This is a genomic window from Escherichia albertii, assembly GCF_028622335.1.
Lineage (GTDB): Bacteria > Pseudomonadota > Gammaproteobacteria > Enterobacterales > Enterobacteriaceae > Escherichia > Escherichia albertii.
Map to the genome: position 1 here is coordinate 1,350,810 of NZ_CP117568.1, position 22,387 is coordinate 1,373,196.

Genomic DNA, 22,387 nt, shown 5'->3' on the forward strand with positions numbered 1-22,387 from the left:
TTAGCCTCCGTTGCGTTTTTGTCGTAATTCCTGATGGCGGCGTTTTTCGCCAATCATCACAATAATCAACAAGATAACTGCCAGGATACTGCCGCCAATCATCACCATGAAGCCGCCATCCCAGCCAAAGTAGTCAACCGTGTAGCCGACGATCGCACTTGCCGCTACAGAACCGCCCAGGTAACCAAACAGTCCGGTAAAACCAGCCGCAGTACCTGCCGCCTTTTTCGGCGCCAGTTCCAGCGCGTGCAAACCGATTAACATGACAGGGCCATAGATCAGGAAGCCGATGACGATCATACAAATCATATCGACAGTTGGGTTGCCAGCCGGGTTCAGCCAGTAAACGATAGTGGCGATAGTGACCAACGTCATAAAGAAGACGCCGGTTGCGCCACGATTACCGCGGAAGACTTTGTCCGACATCCAGCCGCACAGCAGGGTGCCCGGAATGCCCGCGTACTCATAGAAGAAGTAGGCCCAGGAAGATTTATCCAGCGCGAAATGCTTCACTTCTTTCAGGTAAGTTGGCGACCAGTCAAGAATGCCGTAGCGCAACAGATAAACGAACACGTTGGCGATAGCGATGTACCACAACAGTTTGTTCGGCAGCACATACTGCATGAAGATTTGCTTCGCGGTCAGCTCCTGTTCCGCTTTTTCACTGTAGTCGTCAGGATAATCATTTTTATATTCTTCAATCGGCGGCAGACCACAGGATTGCGGGGTATCGCGCATCATTGCAAAAGCGAACAACGCCACCAGAATGGCGCAGAAAGCTGGCATATAAAGCGCCGCATGCCAGTCATTGAACCAGGCCATCCCCAGCAGAAACAGCAGCGGCGGGATACCACCGCCGACGTTATGCGCACAGTTCCAGACGGAAACAACGCCACCGCGTTCTTTCTGCGACCACCAGTGCACCATCGTACGTCCGCACGGCGGCCACCCCATCCCCTGAAACCAACCACAGAGGAATAACAGCACAAACATCACGGCAATGCTCGATGTCGCCCACGGCACAAAGCCCATAAACAGCATAACGGAGGCAGCCAAAATCAAGCCTGCTGGCAGGAAAACGCGCGGATTCGAGCGATCCGAAACCGAACCCATGATAAATTTCGAAAAACCATAGGCGATTGAGATCCCGGAAAGCGCAAAACCTAAGTCGCCGCGTGAAAATCCCTGCTCTACCAGATAAGGCATTGCAAGAGCAAAGTTCTTACGAACCAAATAGTAAGCAGCATAGCCAAAGAATATCCCCAGGAAAATCTGCCAGCGCAATCGACGATAAGTCGGGTCGATCTCCGCAGCAGGTAAGCGCGCTTTGTGTGGCGCTGGTTTAAAAATACTCAACATTTATAGCCTCCGTGGCCCGTAGTCTTATTTTGTGATTAACAGCCTGATTCACCAGGAGAATCTGCCATTGTTTTAGTGGTCGCGATGTTAATTAATCATTCATTTTATGAATGTGAATTACCGCACACATTGCTGAATCAAATTCAACAAATGTTCAAAATGACGCACGAAATCACGTTTCACTTTCGAATTATGAGCGAATATGCGCGAAATCAAACAATCAATCATTTTTATATGGCTAAATGATAAAAAACGAACTTTTGAGGGATAACAATGAAAACTCGCGACTCGCAAACAAGTGACGTGATTATCATTGGCGGCGGCGCAACGGGAGCCGGGATTGCCCGCGACTGTGCCCTGCGCGGGCTGCGCGTGATTTTGGTTGAACGCCATGATATTGCCACCGGCGCTACCGGGCGTAATCATGGATTACTACACAGCGGCGCGCGCTATGCGGTGACAGATGCAGAATCAGCGCGCGAATGTATTAGCGAAAACAAGATACTGAAACGCATTGCGCGTCACTGTGTCGAACAAACTAATGGCCTGTTTATCACTCTCCCGGAAGACGACCTCTCCTTTCAGGCGACTTTCATCCGCGCCTGCGAAGAGGCAGGAATTAGTGCAGAAGCTATTGACCCGCAGCAGGCGCGCATTATCGAACCTTCTGTTAACCCGACACTGATTGGCGCGGTAAAAGTCCCTGATGGCACCGTGGATCCATTTCGTTTGACCGCAGCCAACATGCTTGATGCCAAAGAACATGGCGCAGTTATCCTTACCGCACATGAAGTGACGGGTCTGATTCGCGATGGCGCGACGGTGTGTGGCGTGCATGTGCGTAATCATCTCACTGGCGAAAAACAGTCGCTGCATGCCCCTGTCGTCGTTAACGCTGCCGGGATCTGGGGGCAACATATTGCCGAATATGCCGATTTACAGATTCGCATGTTCCCGGCAAAAGGATCGCTGCTGATCATGGATCACCGCATTAATCAGCACGTGATTAACCGCTGCCGTAAACCTTCCGACGCCGATATTCTGGTGCCTGGCGACACCATTTCTCTTATTGGTACGACATCTTTGCGCATTGATTATGACGAAATTGACGACAATCGGGTGACGGCAGAAGAAGTCGATATTTTATTGCGCGAAGGGGAAAAACTGGCGCCGGTAATGGCGAAAACGCGTATTTTGCGGGCCTACTCTGGTGTACGTCCACTGGTGGCAAGTGATGACGATCCCAGTGGACGTAATGTTAGCCGTGGCATCGTTTTACTCGATCACGCTGAGCGCGATGGCCTGGATGGGTTTATCACGATTACTGGCGGCAAACTGATGACCTACCGTCTGATGGCGGAATGGGCAACTGATGCTGTATGCCGCAAACTCGGCAACGCACGTCCCTGCATCACCGCAGATACCCCGTTGCCGGGCTCACAAGAACCGACTGAAGTCACATTGCGTAAAGTGATTTCCCTGCCTGCCCCACTTCGCGGTTCTGCCGTTTATCGTCATGGCGATCGCACACCTGCGTGGCTTAGCGAAGGTCGTCTGCATCGCAGCCTGGTCTGTGAATGCGAAGCTGTTACAGCAGGTGAAGTGCAGTACGCCGTAGAAAATCTAAACGTTAATAGCCTGCTGGATTTACGTCGCCGTACCCGTGTCGGAATGGGCACTTGTCAGGGCGAACTCTGTGCCTGCCGCGCTGCCGGATTACTGCAACGTTTCAATGTCACCACCTCCGCGCAATCTATCGAACAACTTTCCACCTTCCTTAACGAACGCTGGAAAGGCGTGCAGCCCATTGCCTGGGGAGATGCACTGCGCGAAAGCGAATTTACCCGCTGGGTTTATCAGGGACTGTGTGGTCTGGAGAAGGAGCAGAAAGATGCGATTTGATACAGTCATTATGGGCGGCGGTCTTGCTGGATTACTCTGCGGCCTGAAACTGCAAAAGCACGGTCTACGTTGCGCGATTGTCACTCGTGGACAGAGCGCGCTGCATTTCTCGTCTGGATCGCTGGATTTGCTGAGTCATCTGCCAGACGGACAGCCAGTGAATGATATTCACACCGGACTGGAAGCGTTAAGCCAACAAGCCCCTGCACATCCTTATAGTCTGCTCGGCCCACAACGTGTACTCGACCTTGCTTGTCGGGCGCAATCGTTGATTGCAGAAAGCGGCGCACAATTGCAAGGCAGCGTAGAACTGGCGCACCAACGGATTACCCCACTCGGCACTCTGCGCTCGACCTGGCTAAGCTCACCGGAAGTGCCAGTCTGGCCACTGCCAGCAAAGAAAATATGTGTGGTGGGGATAAGCGGTCTGATGGATTTTCAGGCACATCTTGCGGCAGCTTCGCTACGCGATCTGAAGCTGGAAGTTGAAACTGCCGAAATAGAGCTGCCGGAACTGGATGTTCTGCGCAACAATGCGACTGAATTCCGCGCCGTGAATATTGCACGTTTTCTTGATAACGAAGAAAACTGGGCGCTGTTATTGAGGGCCCTTTTACCTGTTGCTAATACCTGTGAAATGATCCTGATGCCAGCCTGCTTCGGTCTGGCGGATGACAAACTCTGGCGTTGGTTGAACGAAGAATTACCTTGCTCATTAATGTTGTTGCCGACGTTGCCGCCTTCAGTACTGGGCATTCGTTTGCAAAACCAGCTTCAACGTCAATTCGTACGTCAGGGAGGCGTATGGATACCGGGTGATGAAGTGAAAAAAGTGACCTGCAAAAATGGCGTTGTGAACGAAATCTGGACGCGCAATCACGCAGATATTCCGCTGCGTCCACGCTTTGCCGTGCTAGCCAGCGGTAGTTTCTTTAGCGGTGGACTGGTAGCAGAACGTAATGGCATTCGCGAGCCGATTCTCGGCCTTGATGTCCTGCAAACCGCAACGCGCGGAGAATGGTATCGGAGTGACTTTTTTGCGGCCCAACCGTGGCAACAGTTTGGTGTAATCACTGACGAAGCGCTACGCCCGTCGCTGGCGGGTCGAACCGTAGAAAATCTGTTTGCCATTGGGTCAGTGCTGGGCGGATTTGATCCCATTGCTCAGGGATGCGGGGGCGGCGTTTGCGCTGTCAGCGCATTACATGCTGCTCAACAGATTGCCCAGCGTGCAGGAGGTCAACAATGAACGACACCAGTTTCGAAAATTGCATTAAATGTACAGTTTGCACCACCGCCTGCCCGGTCAGTCGGGTAAATCCGGGTTATCCGGGACCGAAACAGGCCGGACCGGATGGCGAACGTCTGCGTCTGAAAGATGGCGCACTGTATGATGAGGCGCTGAAGTACTGCATTAACTGCAAACGTTGCGAAGTCGCCTGCCCGTCCGATGTGAAGATTGGCGATATCATTCAGCGCGCCCGGGCAAAATATGACACCACGCGCCCATCTCTGCGTAATTTTGTCCTGAGCCACACCGATCTGATGGGCAGCGTTTCTACGCCATTCGCACCAATAATAAATACGGCCACCTCGCTGAAACCAGTGCGGCAATTACTTGATGCGGCGCTAAAAATCGACCATCGCCGCACGCTGCCGAAATACTCCTTCGGCACTTTCCGCCGCTGGTATCGCAGTGTGGCGGCGCAGCAAGCGCAATATAAAGATCAGGTGGCGTTCTTCCACGGTTGCTTCGTCAACTACAACCATCCGCAACTGGGTAAAGATTTAATTAAAGTGCTCAATGCGATGGGCACTGGCGTGCAATTGCTTAGCAAAGAGAAATGTTGCGGCGTGCCGTTAATTGCCAATGGTTTTACTGATAAGGCGCGTAAACAAGCCATCACTAACGTGGAATCGATCCGCGAAGCGGTAGGCGTAAAAGGCATTCCGGTCATTGCCACCTCCTCTACCTGTACCTTTGCCCTGCGCGACGAGTACCCGGAGGTGCTGAATGTCGACAACAAAGGCTTGCGCGATCATATTGAACTGGCGACCCGCTGGCTGTGGCGCAAGCTGGACGAAGGTAAAACCTTGCCGCTAAAACCGCTGCCGCTGAAAGTGGTTTATCATACCCCGTGCCATATGGAAAAAATGGGCTGGACGCTCTACACTCTGGAACTGTTGCGTAAAATCCCCGGGCTTGAGTTAACCGTACTGGACTCCCAGTGCTGTGGAATTGCCGGAACCTACGGTTTCAAAAAAGAGAACTATCCCACTTCACAAGCTATCGGCGCGCCGCTGTTCCGCCAGATAGAAGAGAGCGGCGCGGATCTGGTGGTTACCGACTGCGAAACCTGCAAATGGCAAATAGAGATGTCCACCAGCAAACGTTGTGAACATCCCATTACGCTGCTGGCGAAAGCGCTGGCTTAACCTGCCTCCTGATGCCCGGTAAGTACATTGCTTATCGGGCATTTTTGCGTACGCGATTCCGCACCCAATGTATGCGTTTCATCACAGTGAAAATTCCCCGGAAAACGTCTCGCAAAGGCTGAAACTGGCAGATGTCAAAGGCCTGAGATACCCGTAATGTCGCGTCATCATAAACATCAGGTGACGGACAACCATGACAGAATCAACAACATCCTCCCCGCATGATGCGGTGTTTAAAACGTTTATGTTTTCACCTGAAACCGCGCGGGATTTTCTGGAAATACATCTGCCGGAACCGTTGCGTAGACTTTGCAATCTACAAACGTTAAGGCTGGAGCCCACCAGTTTTATTGAAAAAAGTTTACGCGCTTACTACTCGGATGTTTTATGGGCGGTGGAGACCAGCGACGGCGAAGGATATATCTACTGCGTGATTGAGCATCAGAGTTCGGCGGAAAAAAACATGGCGTTTCGACTGATGCGTTATGCCACCGCCGCCATGCAACGCCATCTGGACAAAGGCTATGACAGAGTCCCGCTAGTGGTGCCAATGCTGTTTTATCATGGCGAAACCTCGCCCTATCCGTACTCTCTCAATTGGCTGGATGAATTTGACGATCCGCAACTTGCCCGACAGCTCTATACCGAGGCATTTCCTTTGGTGGATATCACCATCGTGCCTGACGACGAAATCATGCAGCATCGCCGCACGGCCCTGCTGGAACTTATCCAGAAACATATTCGCGACCGTGATTTAATCAGTCTGGTCGACAGGATCACTACGCTTTTGGTTAGAGGCTTCACTAATGACAGTCAATTGCAAACACTGTTTAATTATCTGCTGCAATGCGGCGATACCTCCCGTTTCACCCGCTTTATTGAGGAGATTGCCGAACGTTCACCGCTACAAAAGGAGAGATTGATGACTATTGCTGAACGACTGCGACAGGAAGGGCACCAAATTGGCTGGCAGGAAGGTAAATTGGAGGGATTGCAGAAAGGTAAAGTAGAAGGTATGCGTGAACAAGCCATTAAAATTGCTTTGCGAATGCTGGAACAGGGCATCGATCGTGACCTGGTGCTCACAACGACCCAACTCAGCGAAGCGGATCTGGCAGCAAAACCCCACTGATCAACACAAAGGCCCACAGGTAATCCCCATGGGCCTTTGATTTTAATAGCTTCCTTTTATTCGTTGCCTGTTTTTGCCTGATTTAAACATCGCCAGACGCTTATCCAGAGCATCACTGTAGAGCATCGTATCAACGCCAACAGCGACAAAGTTCGCCCCCCATGCAAGGCATTGCTGTGCCATATCCGGGTCCACAGCCAGAAAACCAGCCGCTTTCCCTGCAGTACGGATTCGTCGGATGCTGGTTTCAATAATATGCTGCACTTCCGGGTGCCCGGCGTTATCCGGGTAACCTAACGATGCAGAGAGATCCGCTGGCCCAATAAACACGCCATCAATTCCTTCAACGTCGAGAATTTCATCAAGATTATCCAGCGCCGTTTTACTTTCCACCTGTACCAGCAAACAAAGCGAATCATTGACCCGCGCCATATAATTTTCAATGCGCCCCCAGCGAGCGGCCCGCGCTACGCTGGCGCCTACTCCTCGTTCGCCGTGAGGTGGATAGCGCATCGCAGACACCACCTGCTGCGCCTGCTCGGCGGTATCTACCATCGGGATCAACAGAGTTTGCGCCCCAATATCCAGCACCTGTTTAATCAGCGACTTACTGCCCTCAACAGGGCGAATCACCGGCTGGCTGGCATAGGGCGCTATCGCCTGTAACTGGTGATAGAGATCCTGAATGGTGTTTGGCGCATGCTCCCCGTCAATCAACAACCAGTCATAGCCGGAAGTGGCGGCGATTTCTGCCATATAGGCGGTGGTCGAACTCAACCACAGACCGATTTGCACTTCTCCCTTGCATAATCGTTCTTTGAAGGGATTGGTTAATAATGCGTTCATAATGTTCCTTGACCTGTTAATGATGTGCCGCGTCGGTCTGCGCAACCGTGCGATTTACACGCAGAGTAAAGATGATCAGCGAACCGATAACCGCCACCGCTGCCAGCGTCAGTAATCCCGCCGCATCGCTGGCAAACAGCGTTTCTGCTTTCACACGCAAAATCGGGGCGATAAAACCACCGACTGCGCCAAACAGGTTTACAAAACCAATCCCCGCAGCCAGCGCCGTACCGGAAAGCAGTTGGGTCGGCATAGTCCAGAACACCGGCTGCACGGCAATAAATCCTATTGCCGCGACACACAGCGCAACAATCGCCAGTACTGGCGAAAGCAGACCAGAAAGCCCGATACCAATGCCTGCAGCCAGTAATGTCAGCGCCGCAATAGTGCGCCGTTCGCCAGTTTTATCGGAGTAACGAGGAATAAGCCAGGTGCCAAACAGCGCAGCAACCCACGGAATGGCGGTGACCACTGAGGCCGTAAAGCCGACTTTTGTGCCCAGCAATGCAGCAACCTGCGTCGGTAAAAAGAAAATTAATCCATAAACCGCCACCTGAATAGTCAGGTAGATAATCGCCAGTTGCCAGACTCGCCCATTACGCAACGCATCGCTCAGTCGCGAAGTCACTTTCTGTTGCTCTTCACTTGTTAGCTGCTGAATAAGCAATGTTTTTTCTTCTTTGCTCAGAAAACGCGCCTGTTGCGGTGTGTCATCGAGCCAGAAGAAAGTGAATACGCCTGCGCCCACCGCCAGCAATCCTTCAATCACAAACATCCAGAACCAGCCGGGATGTCCCATAAATCCGTGCATCTCCAGTAGCGCCCCGGAAAGTGGTGAACCGAGCGTTAATGCCAGCGGCGCCCCCATATAGAACAGTCCCATGATGCTGGCGCGATTACGTTGTGGAAACCATTGCGAGGTAAGATAAATCATCCCCGGGAAAAACCCGGCTTCCGCGGCGCCAAGCAGAGTGCGAATTATCAGAAATTTCGCTTCAGTATCGGCCCATGCCATGGCTGCCGAAAGAAATCCCCACAGCAGCGTCGTCGTACCAATCCAGCTTCTGGCCCCCAGTTTGCGCATTAACAGATTTGCCGGAACACCGAGAAGCGCATACACCACAAAGAAAATACCGGCACCTAACGCATAAGCTTCATTACTCAGCCCGGTATCTATCTGGTAGGTCTGTTTGGCGAAACCAATATTTGAACGATCGAGAAACGCCAGTACGTATAGCGCCAACATAAACGGAATCAAACGCGCGCGGTTTTTCTTCACCACGGCGTCAAGCAAAGCGGTGCTCATAAAAAGCTCCTTAGAACATGTGGGCGTTACCGTTATCACCGCAACGCCCGGAGTGATTAGTGGCTGTAGGGACGTTTCAGATTGCAGTCACGATTGAGTTCAACGCCGAAGCCAGGTCTATCGAGCACCGACTTGTGAATACGACCATTCACTGGCACCGGTTCATCGCGCAGAATGGGATCAAACTGCGGACGCATCGTTGAACAATCCGGGCTGGTCATCAGGAATTCACTGAAGGGAGTATTGGTAAAGGTGATCACCGCATGGTGAGAGTAGACAGATGATCCATGTGGCACCACCAGCTGTCCGCGTGATTTGGCGATTGCGGCAATTTCCACCAGCGTGGTCAGGCCGCCACACCAACCGACATCCGGCTGCATAATATCAATACCGGTTTCTGCAAGCGTGCGGAAAGATTGCAATGTGCCGTGGTGTTCACCACTGGTGACCATCATTCCCGCAGGTGCGTTGCGCTTTAGTTCGCGATAACCTTCATATTGCTGCGGCGGCAGGCACTCTTCGATCCATTTCAGGTTATAAGGCGCGCAAGCATGGGCCAGTTTGGTGGCATAATTCACGTCCTGACTCATCCAGCAGTCGAGCATCAACCAGAAATCCTCTCCGCATTTTTCACGCATATCCGCGACCATCGCGGCATCTTTACGGATCCCCGCATCACCATCATGCGGTCCCCAGTGCGTCGGCATCTTGCCGCCGATAAATCCCATCTCTTTTGCCAAATCCGGGCGCGCACCAGTGGCATAGAACTTAATTTCATCACGTACTGCACCGCCTAAGAGTTTGTAAACCGGCAGCCCGACCACTTTGCCGAACAGATCCCACAGCGCCAGATCAACACAGGAAATCGTGTTCATTACCAGACCGCCTGAACCGGAGTAATACATAGTCGCATTGAGCATTTGATCGTGGATCAGTTTGATATCACTGACACATTTGCCCTCAATAAAACGGTTAAGGTGCTTTTCGACAATAAAACATCCCATTTCGCCAGCCGTGGATACGGCGAATCCGGTCTGGCCGTTTTCCGCTTCGACTTCAACAATTAACGTACCAAGGACGTTAATGCCAAATGACTGACGGGACTGTTCATAATCGCGGTACTTACTCATCGGAGTAGCGATATGATCGTCGATCCAGTGATTCGCCCCCTGGTCGTGATAATCACCGCCGCCAGCGCCTTTTTCTGCTGTTGCGCCGCCAGTAAACCAGGCGCGAACCTGTTTGATTTTGGGTAGGGTCATAATGCTCTCCATTTTATGATGCCAGTAAGTCAAAGGGACTTTTCCATCCCAGCAGACGTGAAATATCTTTGGCGCAGGCAATGGCCTTCCCCGCCAGATAATCACGGTTTTCTTCATTGATTTGTAAACGCGTACCCACTACCGATATCGCGGCGGTAAGTTCGTTATTGGCGTTAAACACCGGTGCGGCGACGCAACGAACATCGGCGTAATCTTCACCGTTGTCATAGCTCCAGCCCTGGCATCGAATACGCGCCAGTTCCTCGTGAAGTTGTTGTGGGTGAGTCATCGTCATCGGTGTCGCCTGTTCCCAGTTCAGACGCTCGATGATGCTTTGCCGTACAGTATCTGGCTGCCAGGCCAGCAGGCATTTGCCTATCCCGGATCGATAAAGCGACAAACTTTTTCCTTCATGGGAGCGCACGCTGATGGTGGCAGAGGATTCCACTTTCAGAATGTAATAAGCACTGCCGTTATCGATAATCCCCAGGTGGCAAAGCAACCCGGTGGTATCCATCAGTTGCGTCAGACGTGGTCGTGCCAGTTCACGGAGATCCATCTTGCTTAACGCATGACCAGAAAGCTCCACCAGTTTGGTCCACAGACAAAAATTTTCCTGATGATCGAGGCTAAGAAAACGTTGCCGCTTGAGCTCGTTAAGCAGCAGATAGGCCGTGCTTTTGGGGATTCTCAGCGTGTCGATGATTGTCGCGGCGCTACAGGGGCCAATGCGGGCAATCAAATTGAGAATATCAATAGCCCGTGTCAGGGCGGGAACTTTACTTGATTCCAACATACTGGACTCCAGTCTTAGATACTGGAATCAGTCTCTTCGCTCAGGGCAGGTAAAATTGTGAAGCGCATCAAATCCCATTTCTCGTCCAGAGGACTGGAGAAATTACGCATAAATTTGTGGATTGGCGCACAGATTTTTTCTTACTGAGTACAACATGTTGGACAATTTTACGGGGGGGAATGTGCCGGTGTCGTAAACCGGCACAGTGTGGCTGATCAGGCGGTTAAAGTCAGCGACTCAATAACGTCAATCCAGCCATGCTCGCTGGCAACATCCTGACCGTTCAACCAGCGACGCAGCATATTCAGCGCCATCATTGCGCACACGTCCTGGCGCACGCCCAGGTCGTAACGCGTGGTACTGAAATGTACACGCAGAGCGAAAGTACCGTCAGGCGTGGATAGCGCAAAATTAAGATGTTCGTTCTCAAGGCCAGAGATAGCCAGCGCCAGCCCAGCGAAATGGTTCGCCCGCCGTTCCGTTATCCAGTGCGCTGTCTGCGCCAGTGTTTCTTCCTGTGATGGCACCACTTCGCAGGCCAGCAACGGCGCTCCCACGCGGGAAAGTTGCAGTGCCAGCAAACCGCCGGTAAATTGTTCGCTTAAGGTCAGGCTGAACTGGCGTTTATGCAATTCACGGCAGATTTGTGCTGGCAGTCCTTCGGTACCTTCAAAAATTATGCTCTGCCCGGCGACGCGCTTCACTTCCAGCCACAGTTTTTCCATCGTCTCTTGTTCTGAGGCGGGTCCGGTCAGTTTCAGTTCGATTATCGGCATGGATGAGCGATAGCCCATCGTCACGCCTGGCGGCAGTTGTAGGTAATCCAGACTTTGCGCCAGATCGCTTTCTGAACGCCCAAAAGTGGTCAATCTCAAACAAACTGGCGGCTGTGGCAGGGAAAAACGCTCACGCAGACGTGGCAGAATTTCATGCTCAACCATCACCTTAAATTCCGATGGGACGCCGGGGGTGAAAAACATCAGGCAACGATTGAGCTGCACGGCAAATCCACAAGCGGTTCCCACCGGATTATTGATAAACTCAGCGCTGACGGGCAGTTCCGCCTGCTTACGATTGCTCGGCGCCATCATCCGACCACGTTCGCGGAAATAGCGCTCCATCTCCGCCAGCCAGCCTTCGTGCAACACCAGCGCCTCGCCTTTTGCTTTTGCAGCAGCCAGGGCGCTTAAATCATCGCTGGTCGGCCCCAATCCGCCATTTACAATCAGCACATCGGCATACTGACTGCGTTCACGAAGAATGGAGACTAAATCCTCAAGGTTATCGCCTACCGTATTGCGGCGAGATAACGGCAACCCCTGATGGAAGAAAAAATCGGCCAACCAGGCAGCGTTAGTGTCAACGATTTGCCCATGTAACACTTCATCCCCGGTGGAGAGCATTTCCACTTTTAACATTGCTTTCTCCTGATTTTGTTATCAAATCACTATAACGCAAAGGGAGACAAGGCGGGGGAAGAAACTAACTGGCGCGGCAGAACGTCGCGCCAAAAGACGACATCAGAAGCTGGCATTTACCCCAACATACGGACCATCAGCAATAGCGTTATCTCGATTGCCATCTTTACCCGCCAGGTTCAGATAACGGTAACCCGCTTCAATACTGAGCGGACGCATAATGGTATAACGCGCCCCCGCATTCGCTTCTTCATAGCTTTGAATGCCGCTGGAGAGCGAGTCTGGAGAATAATAATACTCACCAAACAGGCGGAAACTATTGCCAATTTTCCACTGCAAGCCACCGCCTACTGCCGCCGCATAACCTTCATTATTGTCGTTAGGGTTGGTGTAAACCCCTTTTCCACCCACCGTCGCCATTAACGGACCAAGCGGTAGATTGAGGCCCAGACCAACTCCGGCAACATCACCATCATCATCGTTATGCATCCAGTTACCGCTTAATGCCAGTCCCGTGGTTTCAGTACCAAAACCGACGCCAATGTTGGTATATTCTTTACCTGCCTGACCACTGATACTCATCGCATTAACAGATGCAGATACCAACAGCATTCCAGCCAGACTTAATAGCGCACTCTTTTTCATTTTTACTTTTTCCCGCAAGAAGATAATCAAAATTCCCCAAAGCTGCGGGATTGTACTGCCTGACGCCGGGGATTCAATGAGCGAAAAAAGTGATCTACTAACTTATTGTAACTAAATGCTTCTTGAATAGTTAAGCAATGAAAAAGTAATAACGAAAAAATTAATCGCCACGGGAATAATCATCATCGTGGTTATCATCGCAAAAAAGATCAATGCCACTTTCACGCGCGTATTCGTTGCCGTATTCTTTTATTTTCTTTTCAATTATAAGGAAGACTCCTGTGCGACAACGGACTATTGTTTGCCCCTTAATTCAAAATGATGGCGCTTACCTACTGTGTAAGATGGCTGACGATCGCGGCGTGTTTCCGGGACAATGGGCGCTGTCAGGCGGTGGTGTAGAGCCCGGCGAGCGTATTGAAGAAGCATTGCGCCGGGAAATCCGCGAAGAGCTCGGCGAACAACTGATTCTTACCGATATCACGCCATGGACCTTCAGTGATGATATTCGCACCAAAACTTATGCAGATGGACGCAAAGAAGAAATTTATATGATTTACCTGATCTTTGACTGCGTCTCTGCTAACCGGGAAGTGAAAATTAATGAAGAGTTTCAGGAATACGCATGGGTAAAACCTGAAGACCTGCCAGCATACGATTTGAATGTTGCGACCCGCAAAACATTACGTTTAAAAGGTCTGATATAAACCAATAGTGGCAGCAATTACGGCTGTCACTATTAATTCTCAATGATTAACAAATTCGCCATCAAGAAAAACTTTCCCTTTTTCAACATGCATCACCAGACCATCAAGATAATCAGGGTTAAATGTCACATCACGTTTATCTTTAGCAATATACGTCAGGCAATGGTTATGAGTGAAAATGACGATGTTTTTATCGGGTGACTTTGTTTGCACATTTTTTATTGTGTTATAAATTTCACTGCCACATTGCAAAAGTTTTTTATCTACCGTCAGTTTTTTACCTGCAGAAAACCAGGTCGCCGACTGAATAGTTCGCACCGTGTTACTGGAATAAAGATTGAAATTGGGTATATCCGCACTAAAAGCCTTACCCAATTCACGGGCATCACGAGTACCTTTTACGGTAATCCCTGTTTTATCTGATAAACATGGGTTGCCGGAACGATCGCAACGCTCTGCATGACGAAACATAACGATAACCGGGCGCTGCTGTGCCAGTCTGGCCAGCGTTTTATTGTCAATACGCGGCAACCCATTGCCACTCCAGGCTGTATGTGTACCCAGCCCCACCATTGTGGCAAGCGCCAGCAAAATGGCAGCATTTTTTTTCGACGTAAATAAAGTCCGGCAAAAGGCTAACACGTAAACACCACCTATAGGCAAGCGTAATCAGATAAATGCCATGAAAATAAACGATATTTTCATCGGTAAATAGCGACTGGAGAGATATTAAAAATCTTACAACGCACGCAAAATGCCTTAAAGTTTTGCCAAATGCAAAGCATAAATAAGAAAAAAACAAAAAAATTTAATATGTAATACTTATAGTTATTTCTTAAGGTTAAGTTAACATTCTACCCTTAGCATTCTGCCCCAAATGGCAAAATATACATAACGTTCCCTATGGCAAATATAAACAAATAGCGGGGATAAGTTTTCAATGGCTGAAGGAAAAACAATGTCAGACTTTTTGCCTTTTTCACGCCCATCAATGGGTACGGAAGAACTCACCGCAGTAAAAGACGTTCTCGAATCAGGATGGATAACCACTGGCCCGAAAAATCAGGCGCTGGAAGAAGCCTTCTGTCAGTTAACGGGAAATCAATATGCCATCGCTGTCAGTTCTGCCACTGCAGGAATGCATATCACCTTAATGGCATTGGGCATTGGCGCTGGCGATGAAGTGATTACGCCGTCAATGACCTGGGTCTCGACCCTCAATATGATCGCCCTGTCAGGCGCAACACCAGTGATGGTAGATATCGATCGCGATACTCTGATGGTCACTCCTGAACAAATCGAAGCCGCCATTACCTCCCGAACTAAAGCGATTATTCCGGTACATTATGCCGGAGCGCCTGCAGATATGGACGCTATTCACGCCATTGCCGAACGTCATGGTATCGCGGTCATTGAAGACGCCGCTCATGCCGTCGGTACGTATTACAAAGGTCAGCATATTGGCGCGAAAGGTACCGCCATTTTTTCATTTCACGCCATCAAAAATATTACCTGCGCAGAAGGTGGACTGGTGGTGACCGATGATGAAAATCTTGCCCGCCAGTTACGGATGCTGAAATTTCATGGTCTTGGCGTTGATGCTTATGACCGGCAAACCTGGGGGCGCGCTCCGCAGGCAGAAGTATTAACTCCGGGCTATAAGTACAATCTTACTGATATTAATGCTGCGATTGCCCTGACGCAGTTACATAAATTAGAGCAACTTAATGCCCGCCGCCGCGAAATTGCCCAGCAATACCTGCAGGCGATGCAATCTCTCCCCTTTCAACCATTAAATCTTCCTGTATGGCCGCACGTTCATGCCTGGCATCTGTTTATTATTCGTGTCGATGAACAGCGTTGTGGCATCAGCCGCGACGCATTAATGGAAGCATTAAAAGAAAAAGGCATTGGCACCGGATTGCATTTCCGCGCCGCCCACACGCAAAAATATTATCGCGAACGTTTTCCCACACTATCGTTACCTGATAGCGAATGGAACAGCGAACGGATCTGTTCATTGCCCCTGTTCCCGGATATGACCACCGCCGATGCCGAACGCGTCATCGCGGCCCTTCACCAACTCGCAGGACAATAATTCATGTCTGAAATCCACCCTGTTAAGAAAGTCTCGGTGGTTATTCCTGTTTATAACGAGCAGGAAAGCTTACCGGAATTAATCAGGCGCACTACCGCCGCCTGTGAGTCGTTGGACAAAGAGTATGAGATCCTGCTGATTGATGACGGCAGTAGCGATAATTCCGCACAAATGCTGGTCGATGCCTCACAAGCGGAAGGAAGCCACATAGTGTCAATTTTACTTAATCGCAATTACGGGCAGCACTCGGCGATTATGGCGGGTTTCAGTCATGTGACGGGCGATTTGATTATTACCCTTGATGCCGATTTGCAAAATCCCCCAGAGGAGATCCCGCGTCTGGTCGCTAAAGCTGATGAAGGTTATGACGTGGTAGGCACCGTACGTCAGAATCGTCAGGACAGTTGGTTTCGTAAAACGGCATCGAAGATGATCAACCGTCTGATCCAGCGCACCACCGGCAAAGAAATGGGGGATTATGGTTGCATGTTGCGCGCTTATCGGCGACACATTATTGATGCCATGCTGCATTGCCATGAACGTAGCACCTTTATTCCTATCCTGGCGAATATCTTTGCTCGCCGCGCCATTGAGATCCCGGTACATCACGCCGAGCGTGAGTTTGGTGAATCCAAATACAGCTTTATGCGCCTGATCAATTTGATGTACGACCTGGTGACCTGCCTGACAACCACGCCGCTTCGTATGTTAAGTCTGCTCGGCAGCATTATTGCGATTGGAGGTTTTAGCATTGCGGTTCTACTGGTAATTTTGCGCCTGACGTTCGGCCCGCAATGGGCGGCAGAAGGTGTATTTATGCTGTTTGCCGTGTTATTTACCTTTATTGGCGCTCAATTTATTGGCATGGGATTGCTCGGTGAATATATCGGCAGGATCTACACAGATGTCCGCGCCCGCCCCCGTTATTTTGTTCAGCAAGTTATCCGTCCCTCCAGCAAGGAAATTAAATAATGAAAACCGTTGTTTTTGCTTATCACGATATGGGTTGCCTGGGTATTGAAGCCTTGCTGGCTGCCGGTTATGAAATTAGTGCTATTTTTACCCATGCTGATAATCCTGGCGAAAAAGCGTTTTATGCTTCAGTCGCCCGTCTGGCGGCGGAAACGGGAATTCCAGTTTATGCACCAGATAATGTCAATCATCCACTGTGGGTGGAACGAATCGCCCAAATGTCGCCGGATGTGATTTTTTCTTTTTATTATCGCCATCTTATTAGCGACGATATTTTGCAACTGGCTCCCGTGGGGGCATTTAATTTGCACGGTTCATTGTTACCGAAATACCGCGGACGTGCGCCGCTGAACTGGGTATTGGTAAATGGCGAGAACGAAACAGGCGTTACGTTGCATCGGATGGTAAAAAAAGCCGACGCCGGAGCGATTATAGCGCAACAACGGGTCGTTATTTCCCCGGATGACATTGCTATTACACTGCATCATAAATTGTGCCACACGGCACGCCTTTTACTGGAACAAACATTACCCGCCATTAAACATGGTCATTTCCAGGAAATCGCCCAACGCGAGAATGAAGCCACCTGTTTTGGCCGCAGAACGCCAGATGACAGTTTTCTCGACTGGCACAAACCGGCAGACGTACTGCATAACATGGTGCGCGCGGTAGCCGATCCGTGGCCCGGTGCTTTCAGCTACGCCGGCAATCAAAAATTCACCGTCTGGTCGTCACGTGTTCATCCTGATACAAGCACCGCACAGCCGGGGAGCGTAATTTCTGTTGCACCACTGCGGGTGGCCTGTGGTCATGGCGCTCTGGAAATCATCACCGGGCAGGCAGGCGATGGTATTACCATGCAAGGCTCACAACTGGCACAAACTCTGGGTCTGGTAGAAGGTTCACGCCTGAATAACCAGCCGCTTTGCGCTGCCCAACGTCGTACCCGAGTATTAATCCTCGGCGTTAATGGTTTTATTGGCAATCATCTGACAGAACGCCTGCTGCGCGAAGATCATTATGAGGTCTACGGTCTGGATATTGGCAGTGATGCTATCAGTCGTTTTCTAAATCATCCACGTTTTCATTTTGTCGAAGGCGATATCAGCATTCATTCTGAATGGATTGAGTATCACGTCAAAAAATGTGATGTCGTATTACCGCTGGTGGCAATTGCCACACCTATTGAATACACCCGTAATCCTCTGCGTGTATTTGAATTAGATTTTGAAGAGAATCTGCGCATTATTCGTTACTGCGTGAAGTATCGTAAACGCATTATCTTCCCGTCGACCTCAGAAGTTTACGGAATGTGTAGCGATAAATACTTCGATGAAGATCATTCTAATTTGATTGTCGGTCCGGTGAATAAACCGCGCTGGATTTACTCGGTATCAAAACAGTTACTTGACCGGGTTATCTGGGCATATGGCGAAAAAGAAGGATTGCAATTTACTCTCTTCCGCCCGTTTAACTGGATGGGCCCACGACTGGACAATCTCAACGCGGCACGCATCGGCAGTTCGCGCGCTATTACGCAACTTATTCTCAATCTGGTGGAAGGTTCGCCAATTAAGCTGATTGATGGCGGAAAACAAAAACGTTGCTTTACCGACATTCGGGATGGCATTGAAGCACTGTTCCTTATTATCGAAAACGCGGGTAATCGCTGCGACGGCGAAATTATTAATATCGGCAATCCTGATAACGAAGCCAGCATTGAAGAGCTGGGCGAAATGCTGCTGGCAAGTTTTGAAAAACACCCGCTCCGTCACCATTTTCCACCGTTTGCTGGTTTCCGTGTGGTGGAAAGCAGCAGCTATTACGGGAAAGGATATCAGGATGTGGAACACCGTAAACCGAGTATCCGTAACGCCCGCCGCTGCCTCGGTTGGGAACCGAAAATTGATATGCAGGAAACCATTGACGAAACACTGGATTTCTTCCTGCGCACGGTCGATCTTACGGATAAATCATCATGACTCAGGTTGGCCTGCGTATTGATGTCGACACATTTCGTGGCACCCGTGAAGGCGTGCCGCGTCTGCTGGAGACTTTAAACCGTCATAACGTGCGAGCCAGTTTTTTCTTCAGCGTTGGCCCTGACAATATGGGCCGTCATTTGTGGCGGCTGGTGAAGCCCAAATTCTTATGGAAGATGCTGCGCTCAAACGCCGCATCACTTTATGGCTGGGATATTTTGCTGGCGGGGACGGCCTGGCCTGGAAAAGAGATTGGCGATGCCAATGCCGACATCATTCGCGAAGCGGCTAAACACCACGAAGTCGGCCTGCATGCCTGGGATCACCACGCATGGCAGGCCCGGAGCGGAAGCTGGGATCAGCAAACGATGGTGAACGATATTGCTCGCGGCCTTCGTACACTGGAAGAGATTATCGGTCAACCAGTAATCTGTTCTGCCGCTGCTGGCTGGCGTGCCGACCAACAGGTGGTTGAAGCCAAAGAAACATTCCATTTGCATTACAACAGCGACTGTCGGGGCGCCATGCCATTTCGTCCGCTGCTCGAATCGGGGAAACCCGGCACCGTGCAAATCCCGGTAACATTGCCCACCTGGGATGAAGTCATTGGTCGTGAAGTGAAAGCAGAGGATTTTAACGGCTGGCTTCTTAACCGTATCCAGAGAGATAAAGGTACGCCGGTTTACACTATTCATGCAGAAGTCGAAGGCTGTGCCTGGCACCATGATTTTGTTGATCTCCTGAAACGTGCGGCCCATGAAGGGATTACATTTTGTCCGTTAAGTGATCTGTTACCGACATCCCCTGACGCTTTGCCGCTTGGGCAAATTGTTCGTGGAAGTATCCCTGGACGGGAAGGCTGGCTTGGTTGCCAACAAACTGTGAGTGCTCTTCCATGAAATCAGTTCGCTATTACGCTGCATTCTTTGCGTTTATTGCCGTCTATTATCTGTTGCCGATCAACACTCGCCTGCTCTGGCAACCTGATGAAACGCGTTATGCGGAAATCAGCCGGGAAATGCTTGCCTCCGGCGACTGGATCGTGCCGCATCTGTTGGGGTTGCGTTATTTCGAAAAGCCGATTGCCGGATACTGGATCAACAGTATTGGGCAATGGTTGTTTGGCGCGAATAATTTTGGTGTTCGGGCTGGCGCAATCTTCGCAACCTTATTGACTGCGCTCCTGGTTAGCTGGTTTGCCTGGCGTTTATGGCGAGATAAGCGCCTGGCGCTTCTCGCCATGCTCATTTATCTGTCGCTATTCATTGTCTACGGCATCGGTACTTATGCCGTACTCGATCCGTTAATTGCGTTATGGCTGATAGCTGGAATGTGCAGCTTCTGGTTAGCAATGGAAGCGCAAACCTGGAAAGGGAAAAGCGCAGGATTCTTACTGCTGGGATTAACCTGCGGCATGGGGGTTATGACGAAAGGTTTTATCGCTCTGGCCGTCCCGGTCTTGAGCGTGCTGCCATGGGTGGCAATGCAAAAACGCTGGAAAGATCTCTTCATTTACGGATGGTTGGCGGTCATCAGTTGCATCGTGGTCGTCTTGCCGTGGGGACTGGCGATAGCGCAACGAGAGCCTGATTTCTGGCATTACTTTTTCTGGATTGAGCATATTCAGCGCTTTGCTATGGATGATGCTCAGCACAAAGCCCCCTTCTGGTATTACTTACCCGTGTTCATTGCCGGAAGCCTGCCCTGGTTGGGATTACTTCCGGGCGCCTTGCGAACTGGCTGGCGAAACCGCACTCATTCCGGGACCGTGTACCTGTTAAGCTGGACGATTATGCCGTTGCTGTTTTTCTCTATCGCTAAAGGTAAACTGCCAACCTATATTCTTTCCTGCTTTGCCCCTCTGGCGATACTAATGGCGCATTACGCTATGCAGGCGGCAAAAAATAACCCTCTTGCGCTACGCACCAACAGTTGGATAAATATCGCATTTGGCGTTATTGGCATTATTGCCACGTTTATTGTTTCCCCCTGGGGGCCAATGCGTGCGCCGATTTGGCAGAACTTCGAAAGCTATAAAGTCTTTTGTTCATGGTCGATTTTTTCGCTATGGGCACTTTTCGGCTGGTACACATTAACGAAAGTGGAAAAAACCTGGCCCTTTGCGGCGCTTTGTCCATTGGGGCTGGCGCTGTTAGTGGGATTTTCGATTCCTGACAGGGTAATGGAATCAAAACATCCACAGTTTTTTGTCGAGATGACGCGAGAATCGCTACAACCGAGTCGCTATATTCTTACCAACAGCGTTGGGGTTGCGGCAGGACTGGCATGGAGCCTACAGCGTGATGACATCATTATGTATCGCCAGACTGGCGAACTGAAATATGGCCTCAACTACCCGGATGCAAAGGGGAAATTTGTCAGCGGCGATGATTTCGCCAGCTGGCTAAGCCAACATCGCCAGGAGGGGATTATTACACTCGTACTCACGATTGACCGCGATAAAGATATCAACAGCCTTGCCATTCCGCCCGCTGATGCCATCGATCATCAGGGACGTCTGGTACTCATTCAGTATCGTCCTAAATGATCTGGTTGGTATTAGTCTTTGCGAGCCTGCTTAGCGTTGCCGGGCAACTCTGCCAGAAACAGGCGACTCGCTTTGTGGCGATAAGTAAACGGCGCCAACATATCGCCCTGTGGATGATGTTGGCGCTGGTCTGCCTCGGCCTGGCGATGGCGCTCTGGTTACTGGTATTGCAGAACGTGCCCGTGGGGATTGCCTATCCCATGCTGAGCCTGAATTTCGTCTGGGTAACGCTGGCGGCAGCAAAACTCTGGCATGAACCGGTAACCATACGGCACTGGTGCGGAGTGGCATTGATTATTGGCGGCATTGTGATTCTTGGGAGTACGGTGTAATGGGGATAATGTGGGGATTGTTCAGCGTCATTATTTCGTCTGCAGCACAATTAAGCCTCGGTTATGCGGCGGGTCATCTGCCGCCGATGATGCAGTTTTGGGATTTCATCCCGGCGCTTTTTGCGTTTGATATCGGCGCCCGGATGCTGGTCGTCGGACTGGCAGGGTATCTGCTCTCAGTTTATTGCTGGTATAAAACGCTGCATCAACTGGCACTCAGCAAGGCGTATGCCTTGTTGAGTATGAGCTATGTGTTGGTATGGATTGCATCAATAATACTTCCCGGCTGGGAAGGAACTTATTCACTGAAAGCCGCGTTGGGCGTCGCCTGTATCATTGGTGGATTAATGGTGATTTTTTTGCCCGCCCCCAAACAACGCTACTGACTTTTCCCATCGGATTGACACTGCCGCGCCCACTCCTCAACGCTATAACAGCTTGCCGATATCACTTTCACCGTGCACTGCTTTTCCCGGTTAATACAGTAAAGGGCATTCTGTAAAGGAGAGAGCAGATCCCCCACTTTCATGGCGAAGTCACTCTTTACTTCGGCGATCATTTTTATCGCCCCCCCGACATCGCAGAGCACAAGTATATGTTTGTTATCTTGTTTATCGCAGCATGACTTTTTGATCAGCCATTCCAT

General features: G+C 50.5%; 21 protein-coding genes. 12 read left to right on the forward strand and 9 right to left on the reverse strand.

Translation table 11 applies throughout. The features are described from left to right. On the reverse strand, window positions 1-1,359 hold the full coding sequence (gene glpT / locus PS053_RS06625) for a glycerol-3-phosphate transporter (protein WP_000948747.1): 1,359 nt from the start codon (window positions 1,357-1,359) through the stop codon (window positions 1-3). Between the two features lie 273 nt (window positions 1,360-1,632). On the opposite strand from glpT, the gene glpA reads away from it, so the two are divergent. The 4 genes from glpA to PS053_RS06645 all read left to right on the forward strand — a co-directional run bounded on the left by glpA (window position 1,633) and on the right by PS053_RS06645 (window position 6,829). Beyond that, entirely contained in the window at window positions 1,633-3,261 is a 1,629-nt protein-coding gene (gene glpA, locus PS053_RS06630) for an anaerobic glycerol-3-phosphate dehydrogenase subunit A (protein WP_137648447.1), read from the forward strand. Next, on the forward strand, window positions 3,251-4,510 hold the full coding sequence (gene glpB, locus PS053_RS06635) for a glycerol-3-phosphate dehydrogenase subunit GlpB (protein ID WP_256879013.1): 1,260 nt from the start codon (window positions 3,251-3,253) through the stop codon (window positions 4,508-4,510). Before glpA ends, glpB begins: the two co-directional genes overlap by 11 nt. Continuing rightward, window positions 4,507-5,697, forward strand: a complete 1,191-nt coding sequence (gene glpC, locus PS053_RS06640) for an anaerobic glycerol-3-phosphate dehydrogenase subunit GlpC (RefSeq protein WP_001000348.1) — start codon at window positions 4,507-4,509, stop codon at window positions 5,695-5,697. Before glpB ends, glpC begins: the two co-directional genes overlap by 4 nt. 193 nt (window positions 5,698-5,890) lie before the next feature. Further along, a complete protein-coding gene (locus PS053_RS06645; protein WP_059214381.1) occupies window positions 5,891-6,829 on the forward strand; it encodes an ISNCY family transposase in 939 nt (312 codons plus the stop codon). A 42-nt stretch (window positions 6,830-6,871) separates the two neighbouring features. Here the strand turns inward: PS053_RS06645 and yfaU are convergent, their stop codons facing one another. The 6 genes from yfaU to PS053_RS06675 all read right to left on the reverse strand — a co-directional run bounded on the left by yfaU (window position 6,872) and on the right by PS053_RS06675 (window position 13,102). Next, complete coding sequence (yfaU, locus tag PS053_RS06650) at window positions 6,872-7,675, reverse strand: 2-keto-3-deoxy-L-rhamnonate aldolase (RefSeq protein WP_059214382.1); 804 nt, start codon at window positions 7,673-7,675, stop codon at window positions 6,872-6,874. Window positions 7,676-7,691: 16 nt separating this feature from the next. Then, entirely contained in the window at window positions 7,692-8,981 is a 1,290-nt protein-coding gene (locus tag PS053_RS06655) for an MFS transporter (RefSeq protein ID WP_059223800.1), read from the reverse strand. 56 nt (window positions 8,982-9,037) lie between these two features. After that, a complete protein-coding gene (rhmD, locus tag PS053_RS06660; protein WP_256879012.1) occupies window positions 9,038-10,243 on the reverse strand; it encodes an L-rhamnonate dehydratase in 1,206 nt (401 codons plus the stop codon). A gap of 13 nt (window positions 10,244-10,256) precedes the next feature. Beyond that, complete coding sequence (locus PS053_RS06665) at window positions 10,257-11,039, reverse strand: IclR family transcriptional regulator (protein ID WP_000894199.1); 783 nt, start codon at window positions 11,037-11,039, stop codon at window positions 10,257-10,259. Between the two features lie 215 nt (window positions 11,040-11,254). Continuing rightward, on the reverse strand, window positions 11,255-12,457 hold the full coding sequence (locus PS053_RS06670) for a nicotinamide mononucleotide deamidase-related protein YfaY (RefSeq protein WP_059219542.1): 1,203 nt from the start codon (window positions 12,455-12,457) through the stop codon (window positions 11,255-11,257). A 102-nt stretch (window positions 12,458-12,559) separates the two neighbouring features. Then, window positions 12,560-13,102 (reverse strand): YfaZ family outer membrane protein, encoded by a 543-nt coding sequence (locus PS053_RS06675; RefSeq protein WP_000747854.1) that lies wholly within the window; start codon window positions 13,100-13,102, stop codon window positions 12,560-12,562. A 281-nt stretch (window positions 13,103-13,383) separates the two neighbouring features. Between PS053_RS06675 and nudI the strand changes: the two genes are divergently transcribed. After that, window positions 13,384-13,809 (forward strand): nucleoside triphosphatase NudI, encoded by a 426-nt coding sequence (gene nudI / locus PS053_RS06680; RefSeq protein WP_010330642.1) that lies wholly within the window; start codon window positions 13,384-13,386, stop codon window positions 13,807-13,809. A 39-nt stretch (window positions 13,810-13,848) separates the two neighbouring features. On the opposite strand, the gene PS053_RS06685 is transcribed toward nudI, so the two are convergent. Further along, entirely contained in the window at window positions 13,849-14,451 is a 603-nt protein-coding gene (locus PS053_RS06685; protein ID WP_256879011.1) for a histidine phosphatase family protein, read from the reverse strand. A gap of 316 nt (window positions 14,452-14,767) precedes the next feature. Here PS053_RS06685 and arnB point away from each other — a divergent pair, with 316 nt between their 5' ends. The 7 genes from arnB to arnF are packed head-to-tail and all read left to right on the forward strand — an operon-like array spanning window position 14,768 to window position 22,127. Further along, a complete protein-coding gene (gene arnB / locus PS053_RS06690; protein ID WP_044710764.1) occupies window positions 14,768-15,907 on the forward strand; it encodes a UDP-4-amino-4-deoxy-L-arabinose aminotransferase in 1,140 nt (379 codons plus the stop codon). 3 nt (window positions 15,908-15,910) lie between these two features. Beyond that, a complete protein-coding gene (arnC, locus tag PS053_RS06695) occupies window positions 15,911-16,879 on the forward strand; it encodes an undecaprenyl-phosphate 4-deoxy-4-formamido-L-arabinose transferase (RefSeq protein ID WP_001289506.1) in 969 nt (322 codons plus the stop codon). Next, complete coding sequence (gene arnA / locus PS053_RS06700) at window positions 16,879-18,861, forward strand: bifunctional UDP-4-amino-4-deoxy-L-arabinose formyltransferase/UDP-glucuronic acid oxidase ArnA (RefSeq protein WP_137650894.1); 1,983 nt, start codon at window positions 16,879-16,881, stop codon at window positions 18,859-18,861. The genes arnC and arnA overlap by 1 nt, the downstream gene beginning before the upstream one ends. Beyond that, the gene (arnD, locus tag PS053_RS06705; RefSeq protein ID WP_025238669.1) at window positions 18,858-19,760 is read left to right on the forward strand and encodes a 4-deoxy-4-formamido-L-arabinose-phosphoundecaprenol deformylase; all 903 of its coding nucleotides are present in this window, start codon (window positions 18,858-18,860) and stop codon (window positions 19,758-19,760) included. The genes arnA and arnD overlap by 4 nt, the downstream gene beginning before the upstream one ends. Continuing rightward, window positions 19,757-21,409, forward strand: a complete 1,653-nt coding sequence (gene arnT / locus PS053_RS06710) for a lipid IV(A) 4-amino-4-deoxy-L-arabinosyltransferase (protein WP_059223813.1) — start codon at window positions 19,757-19,759, stop codon at window positions 21,407-21,409. The genes arnD and arnT overlap by 4 nt, the downstream gene beginning before the upstream one ends. Beyond that, the gene (arnE, locus tag PS053_RS06715) at window positions 21,406-21,741 is read left to right on the forward strand and encodes a 4-amino-4-deoxy-L-arabinose-phosphoundecaprenol flippase subunit ArnE (protein ID WP_000638039.1); all 336 of its coding nucleotides are present in this window, start codon (window positions 21,406-21,408) and stop codon (window positions 21,739-21,741) included. The genes arnT and arnE overlap by 4 nt, the downstream gene beginning before the upstream one ends. Beyond that, window positions 21,741-22,127, forward strand: coding sequence for a 4-amino-4-deoxy-L-arabinose-phosphoundecaprenol flippase subunit ArnF (arnF, locus tag PS053_RS06720; protein WP_000512330.1), 387 nt, complete (start codon window positions 21,741-21,743; stop codon window positions 22,125-22,127). The genes arnE and arnF overlap by 1 nt, the downstream gene beginning before the upstream one ends. On the opposite strand, the gene pmrD is transcribed toward arnF, so the two are convergent. Beyond that, window positions 22,121-22,387, reverse strand: a complete 267-nt coding sequence (pmrD, locus tag PS053_RS06725; RefSeq protein WP_000455032.1) for a signal transduction protein PmrD — start codon at window positions 22,385-22,387, stop codon at window positions 22,121-22,123. The genes arnF and pmrD overlap by 7 nt on opposite strands.

What these genes read in the sequence shown, in the direction of transcription:
- glpB (WP_256879013.1), top strand. Translation starts at nt 3,251, where the DNA reads ATGCGATTTGATACAGTCATTATGGGCGGCGGTCTTGCTGGATTACTC.
- arnA (WP_137650894.1), top strand. Translation starts at nt 16,879, where the DNA reads ATGAAAACCGTTGTTTTTGCTTATCACGATATGGGTTGCCTGGGTATT.
- glpT (WP_000948747.1), bottom strand. Translation starts at nt 1,359, where the DNA reads ATGTTGAGTATTTTTAAACCAGCGCCACACAAAGCGCGCTTACCTGCT.
- yfaU (WP_059214382.1), bottom strand. Translation starts at nt 7,675, where the DNA reads ATGAACGCATTATTAACCAATCCCTTCAAAGAACGATTATGCAAGGGA.
- pmrD (WP_000455032.1), bottom strand. Translation starts at nt 22,387, where the DNA reads ATGGAATGGCTGATCAAAAAGTCATGCTGCGATAAACAAGATAACAAA.
- glpC (WP_001000348.1), top strand. Translation starts at nt 4,507, where the DNA reads ATGAACGACACCAGTTTCGAAAATTGCATTAAATGTACAGTTTGCACC.
- PS053_RS06655 (WP_059223800.1), bottom strand. Translation starts at nt 8,981, where the DNA reads ATGAGCACCGCTTTGCTTGACGCCGTGGTGAAGAAAAACCGCGCGCGT.
- arnC (WP_001289506.1), top strand. Translation starts at nt 15,911, where the DNA reads ATGTCTGAAATCCACCCTGTTAAGAAAGTCTCGGTGGTTATTCCTGTT.
- arnT (WP_059223813.1), top strand. Translation starts at nt 19,757, where the DNA reads ATGAAATCAGTTCGCTATTACGCTGCATTCTTTGCGTTTATTGCCGTC.
- rhmD (WP_256879012.1), bottom strand. Translation starts at nt 10,243, where the DNA reads ATGACCCTACCCAAAATCAAACAGGTTCGCGCCTGGTTTACTGGCGGC.
- arnF (WP_000512330.1), top strand. Translation starts at nt 21,741, where the DNA reads ATGGGGATAATGTGGGGATTGTTCAGCGTCATTATTTCGTCTGCAGCA.
- arnE (WP_000638039.1), top strand. Translation starts at nt 21,406, where the DNA reads ATGATCTGGTTGGTATTAGTCTTTGCGAGCCTGCTTAGCGTTGCCGGG.
- arnD (WP_025238669.1), top strand. Translation starts at nt 18,858, where the DNA reads ATGACTCAGGTTGGCCTGCGTATTGATGTCGACACATTTCGTGGCACC.
- PS053_RS06645 (WP_059214381.1), top strand. Translation starts at nt 5,891, where the DNA reads ATGACAGAATCAACAACATCCTCCCCGCATGATGCGGTGTTTAAAACG.
- PS053_RS06675 (WP_000747854.1), bottom strand. Translation starts at nt 13,102, where the DNA reads ATGAAAAAGAGTGCGCTATTAAGTCTGGCTGGAATGCTGTTGGTATCT.
- PS053_RS06670 (WP_059219542.1), bottom strand. Translation starts at nt 12,457, where the DNA reads ATGTTAAAAGTGGAAATGCTCTCCACCGGGGATGAAGTGTTACATGGG.
- glpA (WP_137648447.1), top strand. Translation starts at nt 1,633, where the DNA reads ATGAAAACTCGCGACTCGCAAACAAGTGACGTGATTATCATTGGCGGC.
- arnB (WP_044710764.1), top strand. Translation starts at nt 14,768, where the DNA reads ATGTCAGACTTTTTGCCTTTTTCACGCCCATCAATGGGTACGGAAGAA.
- PS053_RS06665 (WP_000894199.1), bottom strand. Translation starts at nt 11,039, where the DNA reads ATGTTGGAATCAAGTAAAGTTCCCGCCCTGACACGGGCTATTGATATT.